Origin of the sequence: Flagellimonas sp. 389, from assembly GCF_018449435.1 — a bacterium.
In the GTDB taxonomy this organism is placed as follows: domain Bacteria; phylum Bacteroidota; class Bacteroidia; order Flavobacteriales; family Flavobacteriaceae; genus Flagellimonas.
Genome location: NZ_JAHCMU010000026.1, coordinates 21212 through 40044, shown reverse-complemented (window position 1 = coordinate 40044; position 18833 = coordinate 21212). Strand labels below are relative to the sequence as shown.

The 18833-nt window shown below is 38.8% G+C and carries 14 protein-coding genes and 2 tRNA genes; 9 read left to right on the top strand and 7 right to left on the bottom strand.

Going from position 1 to position 18833, the window contains the following annotated elements:
* Positions 1 to 101: 101 nt before the first annotated feature.
* The 3 genes from KIM67_RS18820 to KIM67_RS18090 all read left to right on the top strand — a co-directional run bounded on the left by KIM67_RS18820 (position 102) and on the right by KIM67_RS18090 (position 1272).
* On the top strand, positions 102 to 584 hold the full coding sequence (locus KIM67_RS18820; protein WP_371815806.1) for a transposase: 483 nt from the start codon (positions 102 to 104) through the stop codon (positions 582 to 584).
* Positions 585 to 728: 144 nt separating this feature from the next.
* Positions 729 to 980, top strand: a complete 252-nt coding sequence (locus KIM67_RS18095) for a type II toxin-antitoxin system ParD family antitoxin (protein ID WP_213832963.1) — start codon at positions 729 to 731, stop codon at positions 978 to 980.
* Positions 973 to 1272, top strand: coding sequence for a type II toxin-antitoxin system RelE/ParE family toxin (locus KIM67_RS18090; protein WP_213832962.1), 300 nt, complete (start codon positions 973 to 975; stop codon positions 1270 to 1272). Before KIM67_RS18095 ends, KIM67_RS18090 begins: the two co-directional genes overlap by 8 nt.
* Before the next feature lie 19 nt (positions 1273 to 1291).
* Here KIM67_RS18090 and KIM67_RS18085 read toward each other — a convergent pair whose 3' ends face one another.
* The 4 genes from KIM67_RS18085 to KIM67_RS18070 all read right to left on the bottom strand — a co-directional run bounded on the left by KIM67_RS18085 (position 1292) and on the right by KIM67_RS18070 (position 4312).
* The gene (locus KIM67_RS18085; protein WP_298869697.1) at positions 1292 to 1684 is read right to left on the bottom strand and encodes an Arm DNA-binding domain-containing protein; all 393 of its coding nucleotides are present in this window, start codon (positions 1682 to 1684) and stop codon (positions 1292 to 1294) included.
* Positions 1685 to 1974: 290 nt separating this feature from the next.
* Positions 1975 to 2049 (bottom strand) — tRNA-Pro (locus KIM67_RS18080).
* Positions 2050 to 2078: 29 nt separating this feature from the next.
* Positions 2079 to 2162, bottom strand: a tRNA-Ser gene (locus KIM67_RS18075).
* A gap of 110 nt (positions 2163 to 2272) precedes the next feature.
* A complete protein-coding gene (locus KIM67_RS18070; protein ID WP_213832961.1) occupies positions 2273 to 4312 on the bottom strand; it encodes an HD family phosphohydrolase in 2040 nt (679 codons plus the stop codon).
* A 113-nt stretch (positions 4313 to 4425) separates the two neighbouring features.
* On the opposite strand from KIM67_RS18070, the gene KIM67_RS18065 reads away from it, so the two are divergent.
* Complete coding sequence (locus KIM67_RS18065; protein WP_213832960.1) at positions 4426 to 5601, top strand: acetyl-CoA C-acyltransferase; 1176 nt, start codon at positions 4426 to 4428, stop codon at positions 5599 to 5601.
* Between the two features lie 18 nt (positions 5602 to 5619).
* A complete protein-coding gene (locus tag KIM67_RS18060; protein ID WP_213832959.1) occupies positions 5620 to 6375 on the top strand; it encodes a C40 family peptidase in 756 nt (251 codons plus the stop codon).
* A 53-nt stretch (positions 6376 to 6428) separates the two neighbouring features.
* Here KIM67_RS18060 and KIM67_RS18055 read toward each other — a convergent pair whose 3' ends face one another.
* Both KIM67_RS18055 and gyrA read right to left on the bottom strand, forming a co-directional pair.
* Positions 6429 to 7694: a tetratricopeptide repeat protein gene (locus tag KIM67_RS18055; protein WP_213832958.1), complete on the bottom strand. Its 1266-nt coding sequence runs from the start codon at positions 7692 to 7694 to the stop codon at positions 6429 to 6431.
* 36 nt (positions 7695 to 7730) lie between these two features.
* Positions 7731 to 10262, bottom strand: a complete 2532-nt coding sequence (gyrA, locus tag KIM67_RS18050) for a DNA gyrase subunit A (protein ID WP_213832957.1) — start codon at positions 10260 to 10262, stop codon at positions 7731 to 7733.
* 261 nt (positions 10263 to 10523) lie between these two features.
* Between gyrA and KIM67_RS18045 the strand changes: the two genes are divergently transcribed.
* Together KIM67_RS18045 and KIM67_RS18040 are read left to right on the top strand one after the other, a co-directional pair.
* A complete protein-coding gene (locus KIM67_RS18045; protein WP_213832956.1) occupies positions 10524 to 13076 on the top strand; it encodes an ATP-dependent Clp protease ATP-binding subunit in 2553 nt (850 codons plus the stop codon).
* Between the two features lie 165 nt (positions 13077 to 13241).
* Positions 13242 to 13661: an STAS/SEC14 domain-containing protein gene (locus tag KIM67_RS18040; protein WP_213832955.1), complete on the top strand. Its 420-nt coding sequence runs from the start codon at positions 13242 to 13244 to the stop codon at positions 13659 to 13661.
* A 2-nt stretch (positions 13662 to 13663) separates the two neighbouring features.
* Here KIM67_RS18040 and KIM67_RS18035 read toward each other — a convergent pair whose 3' ends face one another.
* Positions 13664 to 15202 carry an NAD(P)H-hydrate dehydratase gene (locus tag KIM67_RS18035; protein ID WP_213832954.1) on the bottom strand — a complete coding sequence of 513 codons (1539 nt, stop codon included), beginning with the start codon at positions 15200 to 15202 and terminating at the stop codon, positions 13664 to 13666.
* Positions 15203 to 15453: 251 nt separating this feature from the next.
* On the opposite strand from KIM67_RS18035, the gene thrA reads away from it, so the two are divergent.
* Together thrA and KIM67_RS18025 are read left to right on the top strand one after the other, a co-directional pair.
* Positions 15454 to 17898 (top strand): bifunctional aspartate kinase/homoserine dehydrogenase I, encoded by a 2445-nt coding sequence (gene thrA / locus KIM67_RS18030; RefSeq protein ID WP_213832953.1) that lies wholly within the window; start codon positions 15454 to 15456, stop codon positions 17896 to 17898.
* A gap of 2 nt (positions 17899 to 17900) precedes the next feature.
* Complete coding sequence (locus KIM67_RS18025; RefSeq protein WP_213832952.1) at positions 17901 to 18821, top strand: homoserine kinase; 921 nt, start codon at positions 17901 to 17903, stop codon at positions 18819 to 18821.
* The last annotated feature ends 12 nt before the right edge of the window (positions 18822 to 18833 follow it).

Genomic DNA, 18833 nt, shown 5'->3' with positions numbered 1-18833 from the left:
GATGAACATTGATCATAATTTTATGAATTTAGCAACGTCCTAAAACAGGTAAGGCTACATTTTTAGGGAAGGCTACATATACATGTCCGGCCGACCAAGTATTGACCACCAATGGAACGGTATACAATAAGGCCGGCCACAAGATAAAACATTACAAGAACCGACAGGCCTGCAAAACATGCCCCGTAAGACAACTGTGTACCAAAAACAAGAACGGACGGTTCATAGAACGTTCCATCTATCAGGAAGCATTGGAGGAAAACCAAAAGAGGGTCGAACAAAACACCGAATATTACAGGCTCAGGCAACAGATCACCGAACACCAGTTCGGGACCCTGAAAAGGCAATGGGGCTTTACCCATACCCTGATGAAGGGAAAACAGAACGTTCTATCCGAGGTAAACCTGATCATGACCTGTTATAACCTGACAAGACTAATGTCGATCCTCGGTCCGAAAGACCTCGAGAAAGGGCTGAAACAGCTTGGACTTGAAATATCCAGCCTATTCCGGGCCATAACCGAAATTCTGCACCGCTTTCTTTTCCGGCGCAACCTATTTTCCGGCCAAAAAAACATCCATTAAACCCGCATCATATCGCTATAGATCAAAACCGATCACTTATTTTTATTCGAAATCGGGTTTCTGCGCAGACTCCCGTTGTGTACAATTTGAGGAAAATTTTGCCTTAATACCAATTTTTGGTATTTTTGAATAAAATTATGTCAAATGAACAAAAACACATCAATATCACTCGGAAATTATTTTGACCAATTCGTTCAAAGCCGAATAAGTGAAGGAAGGTTTAAGAACGTTAGTGAAGTCATACGTGCAGGACTAAGACTTTTAGAGGAAGAAGAAAGTAAAGTTATTGCTCTAAAAAATGCAATTCAAGAAGGAATCGACAGCGGAATTGCTCACGATTTTGACCCAAAAAAACATTTGGAATCCTTGAAAGCGAAAAAGCACTCGAATGGCTGAATATGAACTGACCAATAAAGCTGTCGAGGATTTATCAAAGATTTGGGATTATACATTTGAGGTTTGGTCAGAAAAACAAGCTGACAAATATTACGATGGACTGATTTCTAACTGTGAGGAAATTGCGGAAAACCCAGATTTAGGAAAAAACTACGAAGGAATATCTAAGCAACTTCTCGGAATAAAAGCAAATCGACACATAATATTCTACAGAACATTGGATAAAAATTATGTGGAAATTACAAGAATATTGCACGAAAGAATGGATTTAAAGAAAAGAATAACCGAATAAAAACTGCACACAACAATGGCTATAAGTAATTGCGGGAACTGAATTTGTCGCTTATGAACCTATGCAGATAGCGTTCGGTGGAATAGTAGTTTTTCATCGTGCCATATTTCAGCACCGAGTCCATGGTGGTATTGTGGTACTTGACAAGTTCTTTGAGTGTCTTGCGCTGCTCATCCTGCCCCAGAAAACGGGCCTTTACGGCCTGTGCGGTAATTACCTTGCCCTCCCTTAAAAGCTGTTTGTGGGCGTCAAGAATCTGGACGTATACCTCGTCAAGATAGCTGTTGAGCAACCTCGCTTTTGATGTCGTTCCGATGACCCTTCCCTTGGAAACGTCCCAAACATTCACCGATGTATACCTCTTTAAACTGATTTCCGCGCGTCTTCCATCAACGGTTATACGGGCATAAATGGTGAGTTTTTCGGGATTGTAATTGATGTCCCTTGTGAAAATGAGTAATGCTAAAGTGCTGTTGTTGCGAATGATACGAGTCTTTTAAGTTGAACAAACCTTGTTTGCAAAGACGACTATAAATAGCCCTATCCACTACCAAAATTATGCACAACCATCGTACCAATCCATTCACCGAACTCTACACCTTTTATATGATATTAGATGATATCGGATGAATTCATTAAAAATGAAAAGCACTGTCAACCAGTCAGTTAACAGTGCTTTAACACCACTTGAAAAGTGGTTCGTCGGGGTGGCAGGATTCGAACCTGCGACCTCCGCGTCCCAAACGCGGCGCGATAACCGGGCTACGCTACACCCCGAGAAGGTTATCAATTGCAATAAAAAATTGCGGAGAGAATGGGACTCGAACCCATGCGACACTTACGCGTCGACAGATTAGCAATCTGCTCCGTTACCACTCCGGCACCTCTCCCATTGTTTTTATGAACATGCACTTTGAAAATGCGGATGCAAATGTACCTTTTCATCCGTAACATCGCAACTATTTTTTTACTTTTTTAAGTAAATATATCTAAGTAGTTATCAATCTGGATACTCCACCCTAAGATGATAAATATTGGTCAACTTATGCTTCAACACTTTCTTTACCATTTCAATTTCCTTTAAAGTAATATTTGCATTTAGAAACTGGTTGGCTTTCATCTGTCCACTCACGATTTTCTCTACAAATTCATCTATAATTGTAAATGTGGGGTTTTTTAAACTTTTGGAGGCAGCTTCAATAGCGTCAGACATCATTAATATTGCTGTTTCTTTCGAGAAAGGTATTGGACCGGGATATCTAAAATCATTTTCATCTACATTTTCCTCCAATTCTTGTTGCTTTTTAAAGAAATAAAAAACCAAAGAAGTTCCGTGGTGCGTGCGCAAAAAATCGATTATTCTATCTGGAAGATTATTTTTTCGAGCTATTTCAATTCCTTCAATGACATGGTCTATAATTATTTTGGCACTCTCTCGTGGTGGTAATTCATCATGTGGATTAACGTTGGTCACTTGATTCTCCGTGAAAAAAGCAGGCTTGTTCATTTTCCCTATGTCATGGTACAGAGCCCCTACCCTAACCAGCATAGCGTTGGCTCCTATCTCATTGGCAGCTGCTTCTGCAAGATTAGCAACTTGTAATGAATGATGAAATGTGCCCGGAGCCTTATCAGAAAGTTCTTTTAATAATTTAGAATTGGTATCCGAAAGTTCCAGCAAAGAAACATCTGAGATAAGCCCGAATATCTTCTCGTATATATAAATAAGTGGTTGGGCAAATAGTGTTAAGAGTCCGTTCAACACAAAAATCCCGAATAATACCCACTCAATGTTTTCAAGATTTCCTTCATGAATTGCATGAAAGGCAAAGTACCCAACAATATAGATAAGCGTAATCTGGCCAACCGAAATAAACAAATTGGCTCTCTTGTACAATTCGGATGCGGTTAAGATGGTAACGATACCTGCAATTATCTGAAGAAAAATGTATTCAAAACTATTGGGGACCACAAAACCTAATATGAGTACCGTCAGAACATGGACAAATAATCCTAACCTAGCATCAAAAAAGTTTTTTAATATTAAAGGAAGTATACAAAGTGGTACAACATAAACATAACTATCGTTATTTTTTACCATTAAGGTCGTAGCAAAAACCATTAACAAAAGGTTCACAAAAATGAACGTTACCTTATTGTTGTTATTAAAAATCTCACTCCGGTATCTTTTTAGAAAAAGAAGTAACATAATCAATACCAATGCAACTAAAATGATATAGCCTAAGAGGATAAAATAATAGTTGTTCCCTCTCCATAGTTCAGATTCATACTCGCTTTTTAAAGAATTCAATATTTTTAAGTTCTCAGCTTCGACAACCTCACCTTTCGCAACTATCAATTTACCTTCTGTAACATTGCCCCGGGTAAAAGAAATTTTAGAAAGCTCTTCTTCCAAAGCTTTATCAGAAAGGCTTCTGTTATAAGATAAGTTTGTTTTGAGCACCGAACCGATGAGCTTTGTTAAACGGCCGCGACTATTGCCCAAATTGTAGCTTCTTAAAAGTTGGCCAAGTTTTTCCTGTGCATTGCTCGAAGTAACAATTGTATTTCTGGACGTTATTATTCCACGATTTTCCTTTAGCAAAAAAATCTGATCACTTAAAATCTCCTCGTCAATAAAGCCATTTTGGTAAATAGAATCCAATATTTTCTCCCCGATAGCGAAAAGTTGGGTTCGTTGCTCAGTAGTATACCCACTGGAAGAAAAAACCCTGTTAAAACTATTCGAATATTCTTCCAATACCTCATCATAGACCTTTTCATCATAATTGTAGTAGTCAAGTTTTTTAGATTTAATCGATTGTTGCTCCAAGAGCAGCTCTTCATCTGTCTTTTTGATGGAAAAGTCGAAAGGGGCATACAGGTTTTCATATTGCCAAGGTTTTCCTTTCTGAAATTCGTACTTAAATTTTCCACCTTTTGGGAAAAAAAACACGATTAAAGCAACTGAAACCAAATAAAGAAAATACTTGTAGGCAAGCGATTGATGCTTATAAATGTTATCTAAAGTTTTTCCCATGGACAATACAGTTAACACCAAAAATAGAAAAATATTAATAAGAAGTGGTGGTAACGTTTTGCACTAGAGCTTGTATTTAAATTTAGTATTTTCGCAACAGTAAAAAAGCATACATGAACAAAGTTGTAATCGTATCCGCCGTAAGAACTCCAATAGGAAGCTTTATGGGAGCATTATCCAGCGTCCCGGCAACCAAATTAGGAGCTACTGCCATTAAGGGAGCATTGGAAAAAATAAGCTTAAAACCTGAAATGGTCCAAGAAGTTTTAATGGGCAATGTAGTACAGGCTGGAACCGGACAAGCGCCTGCAAGACAAGCAGCTATATATGCTGGAATACCAAATACCGTTCCGTGTACAACTGTCAATAAAGTTTGTGCCTCTGGAATGAAGGCCATCATGCAAGCAGCACAGTCCATCGCTTTGGGAGAAAACTCGATTGTAGTAGCTGGAGGCATGGAAAATATGAGCCTTATTCCACACTATTCTTATATGAGAAAAGGTCTAAAATTTGGGCCTGCCACATTGATTGATGGTATGCAGAAAGATGGCCTTGTAGATGCCTATGACGAAAATGCCATGGGTGTTTGTGCCGATGCATGTGCGAAAGAATATGATTTTAGTAGAGAAGAACAAGATGCGTATGCCATACAGTCATACCAACGGTCTGCCCAAGCATGGGACAATGGAAAATTTGACGATGAGGTTATTCCGGTTGAAGTTCCTCAACGCAGAGGAGAGCCTGTAATAGTACGTAAAGACGAGGAGTACGGCAATGTGAAAATGGAAAAAATTCCAGCACTCCGACCTGCTTTCACAAAAGACGGAACCGTTACAGCTGCCAATGCATCCACCATAAATGACGGAGCGGCCGCAGTGGTGCTCATGAGTTCAGAAAAAGCTGCTGAGCTCAACCTAACACCTTTAGCAACCATAACAGGTTATGCGGATGCTGCACATGAACCAGAATGGTTTACGACCGCACCCGCCAAAGCTTTGCCAAAAGCTCTTGATCGCGCAGGTGTTTCGATAGATGATATTGATTTTTTTGAATTTAACGAAGCTTTTTCTGTAGTTGGCCTTGCCAACATGAAACTACTAGGATTAAATGATTCCAATGTAAATGTAAATGGCGGTGCCGTTTCTTTAGGCCACCCTTTGGGTTGCTCAGGCGCTAGAATAGCCATAACCTTACTAAATGTGCTCCAACAGAACAACGCCAAACTTGGTGCCGCAGCCATATGCAATGGTGGCGGTGGTGCTTCGGCAATTGTTTTAGAAAGGAATTAATTCAATCGCTATAAATAGATGCAATACGGAATTTGCCATCTAAGTATTGTTCCCATTAGAACACTTCCAGATGATAGTAGTGAAATGAATTCACAATTATTGTATGGAGAATATTTTAAGGTACTGGAGCAACGCAAGAAATGGAGTAGAATCCGAGTGGCTTATGATCATTTTGAAGGTTGGATTCCTAATTATCAAATTAAGTTGATAGAAGAAGAAGCTTTTAAGACATTAGAAGCTTCTTTCATGGATAATGCATTTTCTTCGGATATTGTCTCCCATATCTGTACTGCTGATGGAATACTGATGCCCATAGTGCTTGGTTCTATAATATCTGCTGCAGCTACGTTGAACCATACCTTTGAAGGAGATTCCATAAAAGGGAAAAAGCCTAAGCTCAATCTTATAGACACAGCGCTTTTATATATGAAATCACCTTACCAATGGGGAGGAAAAAGCCCATTTGGAATAGATTGCTCAGGATTCACCCAGATGGTCTATAAAATAAATGGACATGTATTAAAACGGGATGCCGAACAACAGTCCAAACAAGGAGAAGTACTTAGTTTTATAGAAGAGAGCGAACCTGGAGATTTGGCTTTTTTTGATAACAGCGAAGGCATTATTGACCATGTAGGTATTATTTTACAAGACAACTATATCATACACGTATACGGACATGTTCGTGTAGATCGTTTAGACCACACCGGTATTTTTAATACACAAGAAAACAAATACACCCATCAGCTTAGGGTAATTAAAAAAATAATATAAAAAAGCCCCTGATTTCAAGAAATCAGGGGCTTTTTTGGAATTACGAAATGCTACTATTCTTCTCCCAATAACTTTTTAATTCGCATAAAATTATCTGTATCGCCCAAAGCTCCGTAGATATTTTTCAGTTGTGATAATACGCCCTGATTATCCGGATTGGTTTTTAGTGCATCTTCCAATATTTTTGCACCTTCTTGGAACAAATCATCTTTTTTCACTTTCAACTCATCATACTTGGCAATATCAGCTCGAGAATTGCCCAAAGCATTCATCTCATCTATCAAAGCATTCCCTTCATTAACATAAGTAGTTGAAAGGTTTAACAATGCATTGATATAACCAGGATCTATAGCCAAGGTCTTTTTGTAAGCGTCTCTAGCATCTTCTAGGTTTCCTTGTTCCATATTGATTACTCCGATATTGTATAACAAATCTGCATTATCAGGAGCCATTGCAGAAGCTTCGGCCATTAATTCTTTGAATTTGTCCTTATCGCCCATTGCATAGTGCAAATTGGCTTGTCCCAAGACTAGATTAACATCATCTGGCTCAACTGCTCTTGCATCTGAATAAGCGGCTAAAGCTTTTTCATTATCACCTAATTGTTGGTAGATAAGTGCAATATTTTTAACGATTTCAGCTTTTTTTGAAGGTGTTTTTTCTTCTTTTGGATCCTTATGCGTTCCTGCTTTAACATAGAGATCTCTCGTAGTCAAATCCATAGTTTCGGTTTCACCACTTTCTATATTCACTGCGGTATAAGTTACACCACTACCGTCATAGCCAATTGTTTTGAGCTCATTGTAATAGGTCAATGCTTTTTCATAGCTCTGCCCATTTACCGCACTACTTGCTGCATAATATAAATAGAGCGTGTCCTTTGGGCTTAATGTGTAGCCCATATATAATTTTTCGGCAGCTTCTTCAAACTTCTTGTTATTGTTATCTTCAACAGCAGCATTCACTAAATCCGCTGTCATTTGTGACAAACTTTGCGTTGCAACCGTAGTATACTTCTCTTTGCCACTAGCCTCTTCGATAGAAATGACTTTGTTATAGGAATCGATAGCTGGTTGGAAGGCTGTTGCATCTCCCTTTTTTGCTAAATCTGCATAAGCATTACCTCTTACTGCATGATATTGTGCTTGTAATTTAGGATCTGCCGCATCAATTAAGGAAGCTGCACTTTCCAAAGTGGTCTTGGCTGTTGCCGCATCTCCACTTTTCAATGCCTTTTCCGCTGCTTTGATTTCATTCTTTTGGGCAAACCCCATTGTAGAAACCCCTAGGGCTATTAGTATTAAAACTCTAGTTTTCATTTTGAATTTGGATTATAATTATTAGTGTTTATTGATTTATTCTTTAGTTTCCCCAGGTTCTTTATCAATTGCTGTGCCATCATCTCCATTTACCTCAATATCAAGTATTTCAGCTTCTTCTACTGCATCCTCGTCTTTCATGACCTTTGCTACAGCTGCAATGGAATCATTGTCTTTTAAATTGATTAGCCTTACTCCCTGAGTGGCCCTGCCCATGACCCGTAAATCTTCAACACTGGTACGAATCGCAATACCTGATTTGTTGATTATCATTAAATCATCGGTGTCGGAAACATTTTTTATGGCTACAAGACCTCCTGTCTTATCAGTTATCGAAATAGTCTTTACACCCTTTCCTCCCCTATTGGTGATTCTGTAATCATCTATGGTTGAACGTTTACCGTATCCATTCTCCGAAACTACCAAGATATCGTCCTCAAAGTTGTGAACCGATACCATACCTATAACTTCATCATCATTACTGGCCAATCTAATTCCTCGAACCCCAGATGCATTTCTGCCCATAGGCCGTGTCTTGCTTTCTTCAAATCGGATGGCCTTACCAGATTTTAACCCTAAAAGGATTTGGCTTGTACCAGTAGTCAGTTTCGCTTCGAGCAACTCATCTTCATCCTTAATGGTGATAGCATTTATACCATTCTGTCTTGGTCGAGAATACTGTTCCAAAGAAGTCTTCTTGACCGTTCCTTTTTTGGTCGCCATAATCACGTAGTGACCATTAACATAGTCTTCGTCCTTGAGGTCTCTGGTACATATGAAGGCCTTGACTTTATCGTCCTGCGCTATATTGACCAAATTCTGGATAGCTCTTCCTTTAGAGGTTTTACTACCTTCAGGGATTTCATAAACCCGCATCCAGAAACATTTACCTTTTTGGGTGAAAAATAACATGTACTGATGGTTCGTCCCTACAAAGAGATGCTCCAAGAAATCTTCGGTACGGGTCGAGGAAGCTTTTTGGCCAACCCCTCCCCTGTTTTGGGTTTTATATTCGGATAGGGAAGTTCTTTTTATGTATCCAGCATGGGAAATCGTGATAACGACCTGTTCATCAGGAATCATATCCTCAATGCTCAAATCGCCACCGGCAAAGTTTATCTCAGACCTACGCTCATCACCATACTTCTCTTTTACTTCAAGAAGTTCATCGGTAATGATTTGCATTCTTCGGTCCTTATTAGCGAGAATATCTTTTAAATCCTCAATGGTTTTTAACAATTCGTCATACTCTTCACGAAGCTTATCTTGCTCTAGTCCGGTAAGTTGACGCAATCGCATCTCCACAATTGCTTTGGCCTGAACTTCAGTGAGCTTAAAACGCTCCATCAGACTATTTCTGGCTTCTTCTACATTGGAAGAAGCTCTTATAATTGCAATTACCTCATCAATATTATCAGAAGCAATAATTAGTCCCTCTAGAATGTGCGCACGATCCTCTGCTTTCTTCAGGTCGTATTTTGTCCTTCTAACGACGACCTCATGCCTGTGCTCGACAAAATGATGGATAATCTCCTTTAAATTGAGCAATTGGGGTCTACCCTTTACAAGCGCAATATTATTTACACTAAATGAAGATTGAAGAGCAGTATACTTGTAAAGTGTGTTCAATACAATATTAGGGATTGCATCACGCTTCAAAATGTAAACGATACGCATCCCTTTTCTATCGGATTCGTCCCGTATTGTTGCAATTCCTTCTATCTTCTTATCATTAACAAGATCGGCAGTCTTTTTGATCATGTCTGCCTTATTGACTTGATAAGGTATTTCAGTCACTATGATGCATTCTCTACCTTGAACTTCTTCAAAAGTAGCTTTAGCTCTCATAACTACTCTACCTCTTCCCGTATGGAAAGCTTCCTTGACACCGTCATAACCATATATTACTCCTCCAGTAGGAAAATCAGGGGCTTTAATATGGGTTATGAGTTCCTCTATCTCAATATCGTTGTTTTCTATGTAGGCTATGGTGCCGTCAACAACTTCAGATAAATTATGTGGCGGCATATTGGTGGCCATACCAACAGCAATACCAGATGCTCCGTTCACCAATAAATTGGGAACACGGGCAGGAAGTACGGTCGGTTCTTTAAGTGAGTCATCAAAGTTGAGTTGATGGTCTACGGTATCTTTATCTATGTCCGCTAACATTTCGTCAGCGATTTTTCGCATTCTTGCTTCCGTATAACGCATGGCCGCAGGACTATCACCATCTACAGAACCAAAGTTACCTTGGCCGTCGACCAACATATACCTCAAACTCCATTCTTGTGCCATACGCACCATACTATCATATACGGAAGTATCTCCATGTGGGTGGTATTTACCTAACACCTCACCTACGATACGAGCAGACTTTTTGTGGGAACTATTGGACCTAACTCCAAGTTCGTGCATACCATACAATACTCTTCTATGAACAGGTTTGAGCCCGTCCCGCACATCTGGCAGGGCACGTGACACAATGACCGACATTGAATAATCAATGTAGGCAGATTTCATCTCATCTTCAATATTGATAGGAATTAACTTTTCTCCTTCAGCCATGCTAAAATCTTGTTGCTTTTTGCGGTTAAAATATCATGCCAATATACGCAAAATCACACCTTTCAATACAATTGCAACTTACTTTATTAAAAAAATTATCAACAGCATTACTTTCAGTCCAGAAATACTAATAAAGCTTTGTTAAACAGTGTACAAAGTGTACTTTATTCCGACTTTTAATACTAGTTTATCGAATATGGGTACGGTATTTGACCATGGTAAGGATACTTTTATTAATTTTAATTGCTGAAAAGGAAACGTATGGATGATAATTTTTCCCCAAGAGTAAAAGACGTAATTGCATATAGTAAGGAAGAGGCCCTGAGACTAGGGCACGATTTTATAGGAACCGAACATTTAATGCTTGGGCTTTTAAGGGATGGCAATGGTAAGGCCATCAATATCCTTGATGCCTTGGATGTCGATTTAGACCATCTCAGAAGAAAAGTTGAAATCCTCAGCCCAGCCAACCCAAATACGGGAACTATACAAAAAGATAAAAAGAATCTGCACTTAACACGACAAGCAGAACGTGCACTCAAAACTACTTTTCTAGAGGCGAAGCTTTTCCAAAGTTCTTCTATTAATACGGCACACCTTTTATTATGTATCCTTAGAAACGAAAACGACCCAACTACCAAGCTTTTGCACAAGCTAAAAGTTGATTATGATAACGTGAAAGAACAATTTAAGTCTATGATTACGAGTGATGACGATTATTTGGACTCACCCCAAGCTGAATCTTTTCCAAGTGATTCCGATGATTTAGGTGATTCCAAAGAAGGTACGTTCGGTTCAAGTTCTTCCCAAAAGGGAGTTAAAAAATCCAAGACCCCCGTTCTGGACAATTTTGGTCGTGATTTGACCAAGATGGCAGAAGAAAATAAACTGGATCCAGTCGTAGGTCGTGAAAAAGAGATTGAACGGGTATCACAAATATTAAGCAGAAGAAAGAAAAACAACCCTCTCCTTATAGGCGAGCCCGGTGTGGGCAAAAGTGCTATAGCAGAAGGGTTAGCGCTAAGAATCATAAATAAAAAAGTTTCCAGAATCCTATATAACAAACGCGTTGTTACTTTAGACTTGGCTTCATTGGTTGCGGGTACAAAGTACCGTGGTCAGTTTGAGGAACGTATGAAGGCGGTGATGAACGAGCTGGAAAAGAACGATGATATTATTTTGTTCATTGATGAAATCCATACTATTGTTGGTGCCGGTGGTGCCACGGGGAGCTTGGATGCATCAAATATGTTTAAACCTGCACTTGCACGAGGTGAAATCCAATGTATTGGAGCAACAACGCTTGACGAATACAGACAATATATCGAAAAAGATGGCGCATTGGAGCGTCGCTTTCAAAAGGTAATGGTAGAACCGACCACGGTCGAAGAAACCATTGAAATTTTGATGAACATTAAAGGTAAATACGAAGATCATCATAACGTTAATTATACGGACGAAGCTATTTTGGCCTGTGTTAAATTGACGAACCGTTACATGACGGACCGTTTTTTGCCGGACAAAGCCATTGATGCCCTTGACGAAGCTGGTTCTAGAGTACATATTGTGAACATGGATGTCCCAAAACAGATTTTGGAATTGGAGAATCAATTAGAAGATGTACGTGAATTAAAAAATAGCGTTGTCAAGAAACAGAAGTATGAGGAAGCTGCAAAGCTTCGTGATGATGAAAAACGTCTTGAAAAAGAATTGGCTTCGGCTCAAGAACGATGGGAAGAAGAAAGTAAGTTACATCGAGAAATCGTTTCAGAAGAAAGTGTGGCCGATGTAGTTTCTATGATGAGCGGCATCCCCGTCAATAGAATTGCACAGACAGAAAGCAATAAGCTTGCGGAACTTCCTAACTTAATCAAAGGTTTTGTGATAGGACAGGATGAAGCCGTTGCGAAAGTTGCCAAGGCCATACAACGAAACAGGGCCGGACTTAAGGATCCCAACAAACCTATTGGCTCCTTTATATTTTTAGGACAGACCGGTGTTGGTAAGACCCAATTGGCAAAAATACTTGCCAAGGAACTCTTTGATTCTGAAGATGCACTCATTCGTATAGACATGAGCGAATACATGGAAAAATTCGCCATTTCAAGATTGGTAGGAGCGCCTCCAGGATACGTTGGATATGAAGAAGGAGGACAATTAACAGAAAAGGTACGTAGAAAACCATATTCCGTTATCCTTCTTGACGAAGTAGAGAAAGCACATCCAGATGTTTTCAATATGCTATTGCAGGTTTTGGACGATGGATTCCTCACAGATAGCCTTGGAAGAAAAATAGATTTTAGAAATACCATTATTATAATGACATCCAATATTGGAGCACGTCAGTTAAAAGATTTTGGTCAAGGTGTTGGTTTTGGAACCGCTGCAAAAAAAGCGCAAGCAGATTCACATCAAAAGAGTGTTATTGAAAATGCACTCAAGAAAGCTTTTGCACCGGAATTTTTAAATAGAATTGATGATGTTGTGGTATTTAATCCGTTGGAGCGCGAAGACATCCATAAAATAATTGATATTGAATTGGATAAACTTTTTGGACGAATCCAAGATATAGGATACAACCTTAATCTTACCAAAAAAGCAAAAGATTATATTGCCGAAAAAGGTTTTGACAAACAGTATGGTGCTCGACCTTTAAAAAGAGCGATTCAAAAATATATTGAGGATGCATTGGCCGAGGAAATCGTAAATTCCAAATTGGAAGAAGGCGATAGTATTTACATGGATCTAGACGAAAAGAAGGAGGAGTTGACCATTAAAATTGAGAAGCCCGAAAAAACTCCGAAAACAGAATAAATGAACTCGGAATTATAACATAAAAAAGGAGTGGCGAAATCGTTACTCCTTTTTATTTGCACCAAATTTGCCGTACAAACGATATTTGCGCTTTTAATCTAATATTTTTCTAACCCTCTGGCGTTACATATATTTTCGTTCACGAGACACTATAATTATTTGGGGATGAAAATTGCTTCTACGAAGAAAGCTGTTGTTACACGCGAGTATCAATTGGATATCGGTAGCATTCAAGTTTATGACAACTACATGGTTTCAACTTTTGAGGAAGGTGCTACTTTGACACTGGAACGTGCGTATCAAATTATCGGAATTTCTGAAATCCATTTTAGGAACAAAAACTTTGGCTATATAAGTCTGCGTAAAAACTCCTATGCCGTTGATCCCACTATTTATAATTACCTAAGGGGTTTAGAAAACTTAAAGGCCTTTGCCATCGTTTCCAAAAAGGAAATAGACATGCATAACTTTAAAATAGAGAAGTTGTTCTACAAAAAGAACATGGAATTCTTTATTGAATATGATAATGCGCTGGCCTGGATAAAGAAAAGACTTAAAAACAAAAAAAAGAAGGACAAACTCTAAACCTAAACATTCTGTTCTTCTTTTTTCCGATTTGGAGACCTTAGCAGTTCCAAATACGCTTTACCAATATTTTCCGAAATAATAGAAGCCTTTAAAGCTTCATATCCAAATTGCGCCACAGCGATATCGCCTGCTAAACCATGAAGGTAAACTCCAAAAATAGCAGCATCCAGAGAAGAATAACCTTGTGCGATCAAACCGGTAATAATACCCGTTAGTACATCACCACTACCAGCAGTCGCCATGCCCGGATTTCCAGTTGTGTTCACATAGCCTTTTTCATTGTAAACCGTAATACTATGTGCGCCCTTAACCACCACTACGCAATCGTTTTTTGTAGAAAAAGCTTTTACTTTTTCCAGTTTATCAAAATCATCCGTCCACGTACCAATTAAACGTTCGAGTTCTTTGGGATGTGGTGTTAGTACCGATCGTTTGGGAACATTTTTAATCAACTCAGGGTGCTTTGCGAGAATATTAAGGCCATCAGCATCTATTACCAGCGGAACCGTATTTTTCTTCAAAAATTTACCAAGGGCTTTTGATGTAACCGCTTTGGTTCCCATACCCATACCTATTCCTATGGCAGTTGGCTTAAAAGAAATTTCAATATTGGTAATACTATCATCTTCATCATCCGTTGTCACCATGATTTCAGGGGTCGCTGTTTGCAAAGAATGATAACCACACTCAGGAACAAAAGCGGTAACCAGACCACTTCCAATACTTAAGCACGAATTACCGGCAAGTTGTACAGCTCCTATCTTGCCATAACTTCCACCTATAATTAAAGAATGGCCATAAGTGCCTTTGTGCGAAAACTTTGTTCGTTGTTTATACAGAGGCAATGTTTCGTTTCTACCAATCAGTTCGTAATCCGTTACTGTTCTATCCATATATTCTTGGTCCAATCCAATATCCAGAATTTCCCATTGATTTTGATAGATTCCAGTTTCGGGAAGGAAAAATACCAACTTAGGCACTTGAAAACTGAGCACATAGTTTGCCCGTATTACATGTTCCACATCCCATGGAACTCTGTGGCATGGCAAACCAGATGGAATATCAACAGAAAGTACAAAGGCAGATGACGCATTGATATTCTCAATAAGGTTCGAAACCCAAACATCGGGAGCTCTATTCAATCCAATACCGAAAATTGCATCAATCACAATATCATCAGGCGATATTTTTGGTAATTCGCTATCCGCATTTATAAAATCGGGCCATATTTTTCGGTCTTTTAAACGCTCAAGATTCAGAAGAAAGTCCTTGGAACGCTTTTCACTATAATTTACCACATGAACCTGAAGGGAATAACCATTTTCTTTGAGATGCCTTGCAAGTGCAATCCCATCGCCACCATTGTTACCTATTCCACAAAAAAGCTGAATATTGACATTGGCTCCCTGCAATCGGGAATGTATCCAATCAAATATTCCCGTGGCGGCTCTCTCCATGAGATCATCGCTACTTATTTTCTGTTTTTTGATCGTGGATTTATCAGCTTGATAGATTTGTTCGGCAGTGAAAATTTTCATTCAACAATAAAAATTGATTATTAGTATATTTTTCGCAAAAATTCTACAAACATTTGAGGAAGCTCTCAAAAGCATTACATTTGACCTCTATAATTGTAGTATGCAATTTAAACAAACGGATATTAATTTAGCATCGATGACATCTTTTTCATCTATCTTCACTTTGACTACCATTACCCCTTTGGGGTAGTTATATTATTAGTTCCGTCCGTTCCTTATATATTTTCCATTTTTCCATATAAAAATCACTCATGAAAATCTTAAAGTTTGGTGGCACTTCGGTAGCCAATCCAGAAAATATCAACCGAGTTAAAACAATCGTCCAAAATGAAGTTTCGGACAAGATAGCAGTTGTAGTATCCGCATTTGGTGGAGTCACCGATTTACTGCTACACACTTCACAACTTGCTTCAAATCAAGATTTAGCGTTTAAAGATGGACTAAAAAAGATTGAGGACAGACACATGGGAACGATTAAGGAACTTATCCCTGTGAATGCGCAAAGTGCCATTTTGAGCAAGGTGAAAAGTGATTTGAATATCCTTGAAACACTTTTGGAAGGTTCATTTTTAATCGGAGAACTCACACCAAAACTATCCGATAAAATTGTTAGCTACGGTGAGTTACTATCTTCCTTTATTATTTCCGAATTTTTCAAAACAGAAGAACTCGACGCTACTTTTAAAGACTCAAGAGAACTAATTACTACTGATGAAAGTTTTGGAAATGCACATGTAGACTTTGAAAAAACATACCATAACTGTGATTCATTTTTTAAGAAATCAACCCATTCGGTAACTGTTTTACCAGGCTTTGTTGCATCAAGCAATGCCGGAAACCTTACTACTTTGGGCAGAGGAGGTTCTGATTATACAGCAGCGATTATTGCAGCTGCCGTAAACGCCAGCGTATTGGAAATATGGACAGACGTTAGCGGTATGTACACCGCTAACCCAAAGTTGGTGAAACAAGCCAAATGTGTATCCCAAATAAGTTATGAGGAAGCGATGGAACTCTCACATTTTGGGGCCAAGGTACTTTACCCGCCTACCATTCAGCCTGTTTTAAGCAAAGAAATTCCGATCATCATCAAAAACACATTTAATCCTGAGGATGCGGGAACCCGTATTACCAAGAACAGTAATGGCAATGGAAAAACAGTACGAGGTATAAGCCATGTTGGTGGCATTAGTTTGCTTTCCTTGGAAGGGCCTGGCATGATAGGTATCCCAGGAATATCCAAACGCTTTTTTGAAACACTTTCCCTGGAGAATATCAGTGTGGTGCTCATTACACAAGCTTCATCTGAACATTCAATCTGTGTCGGTATATCGGATAATGATGTGGAAAAAGCTGTGGACACAGTGAATGAGGCCTTTGCTTATGAAATTAGCAGTAAAAAAATAAAACCTGTACTAGTTGAAAAAGACCTTGCCATTGTTGCGTTGGTCGGAGATAATATGAAGAGTCATCAAGGATTGAGCGGTAAAATGTTTAGCACATTGGGGAAAAATAACGTGAATATAAGGGCAATAGCCCAAGGAGCGTCTGAACGAAATATTTCCGCAGTAATTAAGAAAACCGATGTAAAAAAAGCCCTTAACTCGCTACACGAAGCATTTTTTGAAGAGAATATAAAACAGCTCAACCTCTTTGTAATGGGCGTTGGTAACGTAGGTTCCAAACTTCTTGATCAAATAAAGCAACAGAAAAAGTATTTAAGGGAAGAACTAAAATTAAATATACGGGTCATTGGTATAAGTAACTCCAGAACCATGGTTTTTAATGAAGACGGGATTTCCTTAAAGAATTGGGAATCAGTTTTAACCAATGGTCAAAAAGCGGATAAAGAAGAGTTCTTCAAAAAAATAAATCAATTGAACTACCGTAACAGTGTATTTGTCGATAATACGGCCAGCGAAGAAGTCTCGCTCACCTATTCCGATTATCTTAAAAACAGTATTTCCGTAGTTACCTGCAATAAAATTGCTTGCTCGTCAGACTATGGGTATTATAAAGAATTAAAACAACTGGCAAAGCAGTTCAATTCTCCTTTTTTGTTTGAAACCAATGTGGGTGCAGGACTTCCAATAATTGATACCCTAAAACACCTGATTGCCTCTGGTGACAAAGTGAATAAGATTGAAGCTGTACTTTCTGGGAGCTTGAACTTTGTCTTTAACAATTTCGATGATTCCGTTACGTTCCACGATATCGTTAAACAAGCACAAGAAGAAGGGTATACCGAACCGGACCCGACCATAGATCTAAGTGGCGTGGATGTGATGCGAAAAATTCTCATTTTGGCACGCGAAAGTGGCTATCAATTGGACATGAATGAAATCGTAAGTGATTCTTTTCTACCGGAGGAAAGCTTGAAGACAAATTCCAACGAGGAATTTTTTGAGACCTTGAAAAAAAACGAAACAGAATTCCAAAAAATATATAAAGAAGCTAAAGATAAAAACAGTAAGCTGAAATATGTGGCCCAATTTGAAAATGGCAAGGCTAAAGTAGGGCTTCAAAAAATACCAAGCGGGCATGATTTTTACAATCTGGAGGGTAGTGATAACATTGTTTTGTTCTATACCGAACGCTATCCCGATCAACCTTTGATCATAAAAGGTGCAGGTGCAGGTGCCGAAGTTACTGCATCTGGTATCTTTGCTGATATTATACGAATCGGAAACTTCTAAAAATGGAAGAACTAAAGGTTTTTTGTCCGGCAACTGTTGCCAATGTCTCCTGTGGATTTGATGTTTTGGGATTAGCATTAGATTCAGTCGGAGATGAAATGACAGTTAGAAAAATTCCAGAAAACACAATAAGAATTACTAAAATCACTGGACAGAAACTTCCGTTAGAAACAAATAGAAATGTTTCAGGAGTGGCTGGTTTGGCCTTATTGGAAAAAAGTGATTACGAAGGGGGATTTGAAATAGAAATCCATAAAAGAATCAAACCCGGGAGTGGTATCGGAAGTAGCGCAGCAAGTTCAGCCGGGGCAGTATGGGCCATGAATGAACTTTTGGGCAAGCCTTTTTCAAATCTGGAATTGGTACAGTTTGCTATGCAAGGTGAAAAACTAGCAAGTGATGTGGCCCATGCAGATAACGTGGCTCCTGCCATTTATGGTGGTTTTACATTGGTGCGAAGTTACCAGCCTTTGGATATTATTTCCATCCCCACACCTGAAGAATTGTTCGCAACAGTGATTCATCCACAAATAGAAATAAAAACTTCGGATTCCCGAAAAATCTTAAAAACTACGATTACTCTAGAAAAAGGTATTCAACAATGGGGAAATGTTGGTGGACTCATTGCTGGACTTTTCCAAAATGACTATGACCTAATAGGACGGTCGTTACAGGATTACATCGTTGAACCCATTCGTTCTATATTGATTCCTGGTTTCGATTCAATAAAAGTAAATACTAGAGAAGCTGGGGCCTTAGGCTGTGGCATTTCTGGTTCTGGCCCATCAATTTTCGCATTGAGCAAAGGTAAACATACTGCATTGCAAGTAGCCGATGCCATGAAGGAAACGTATAAAAATATAGGTGTTGATTTTGATATCCATGTGTCGAAAATTAATATTGAGGGGGTGAAGAGGATTTGATGACTGATGACT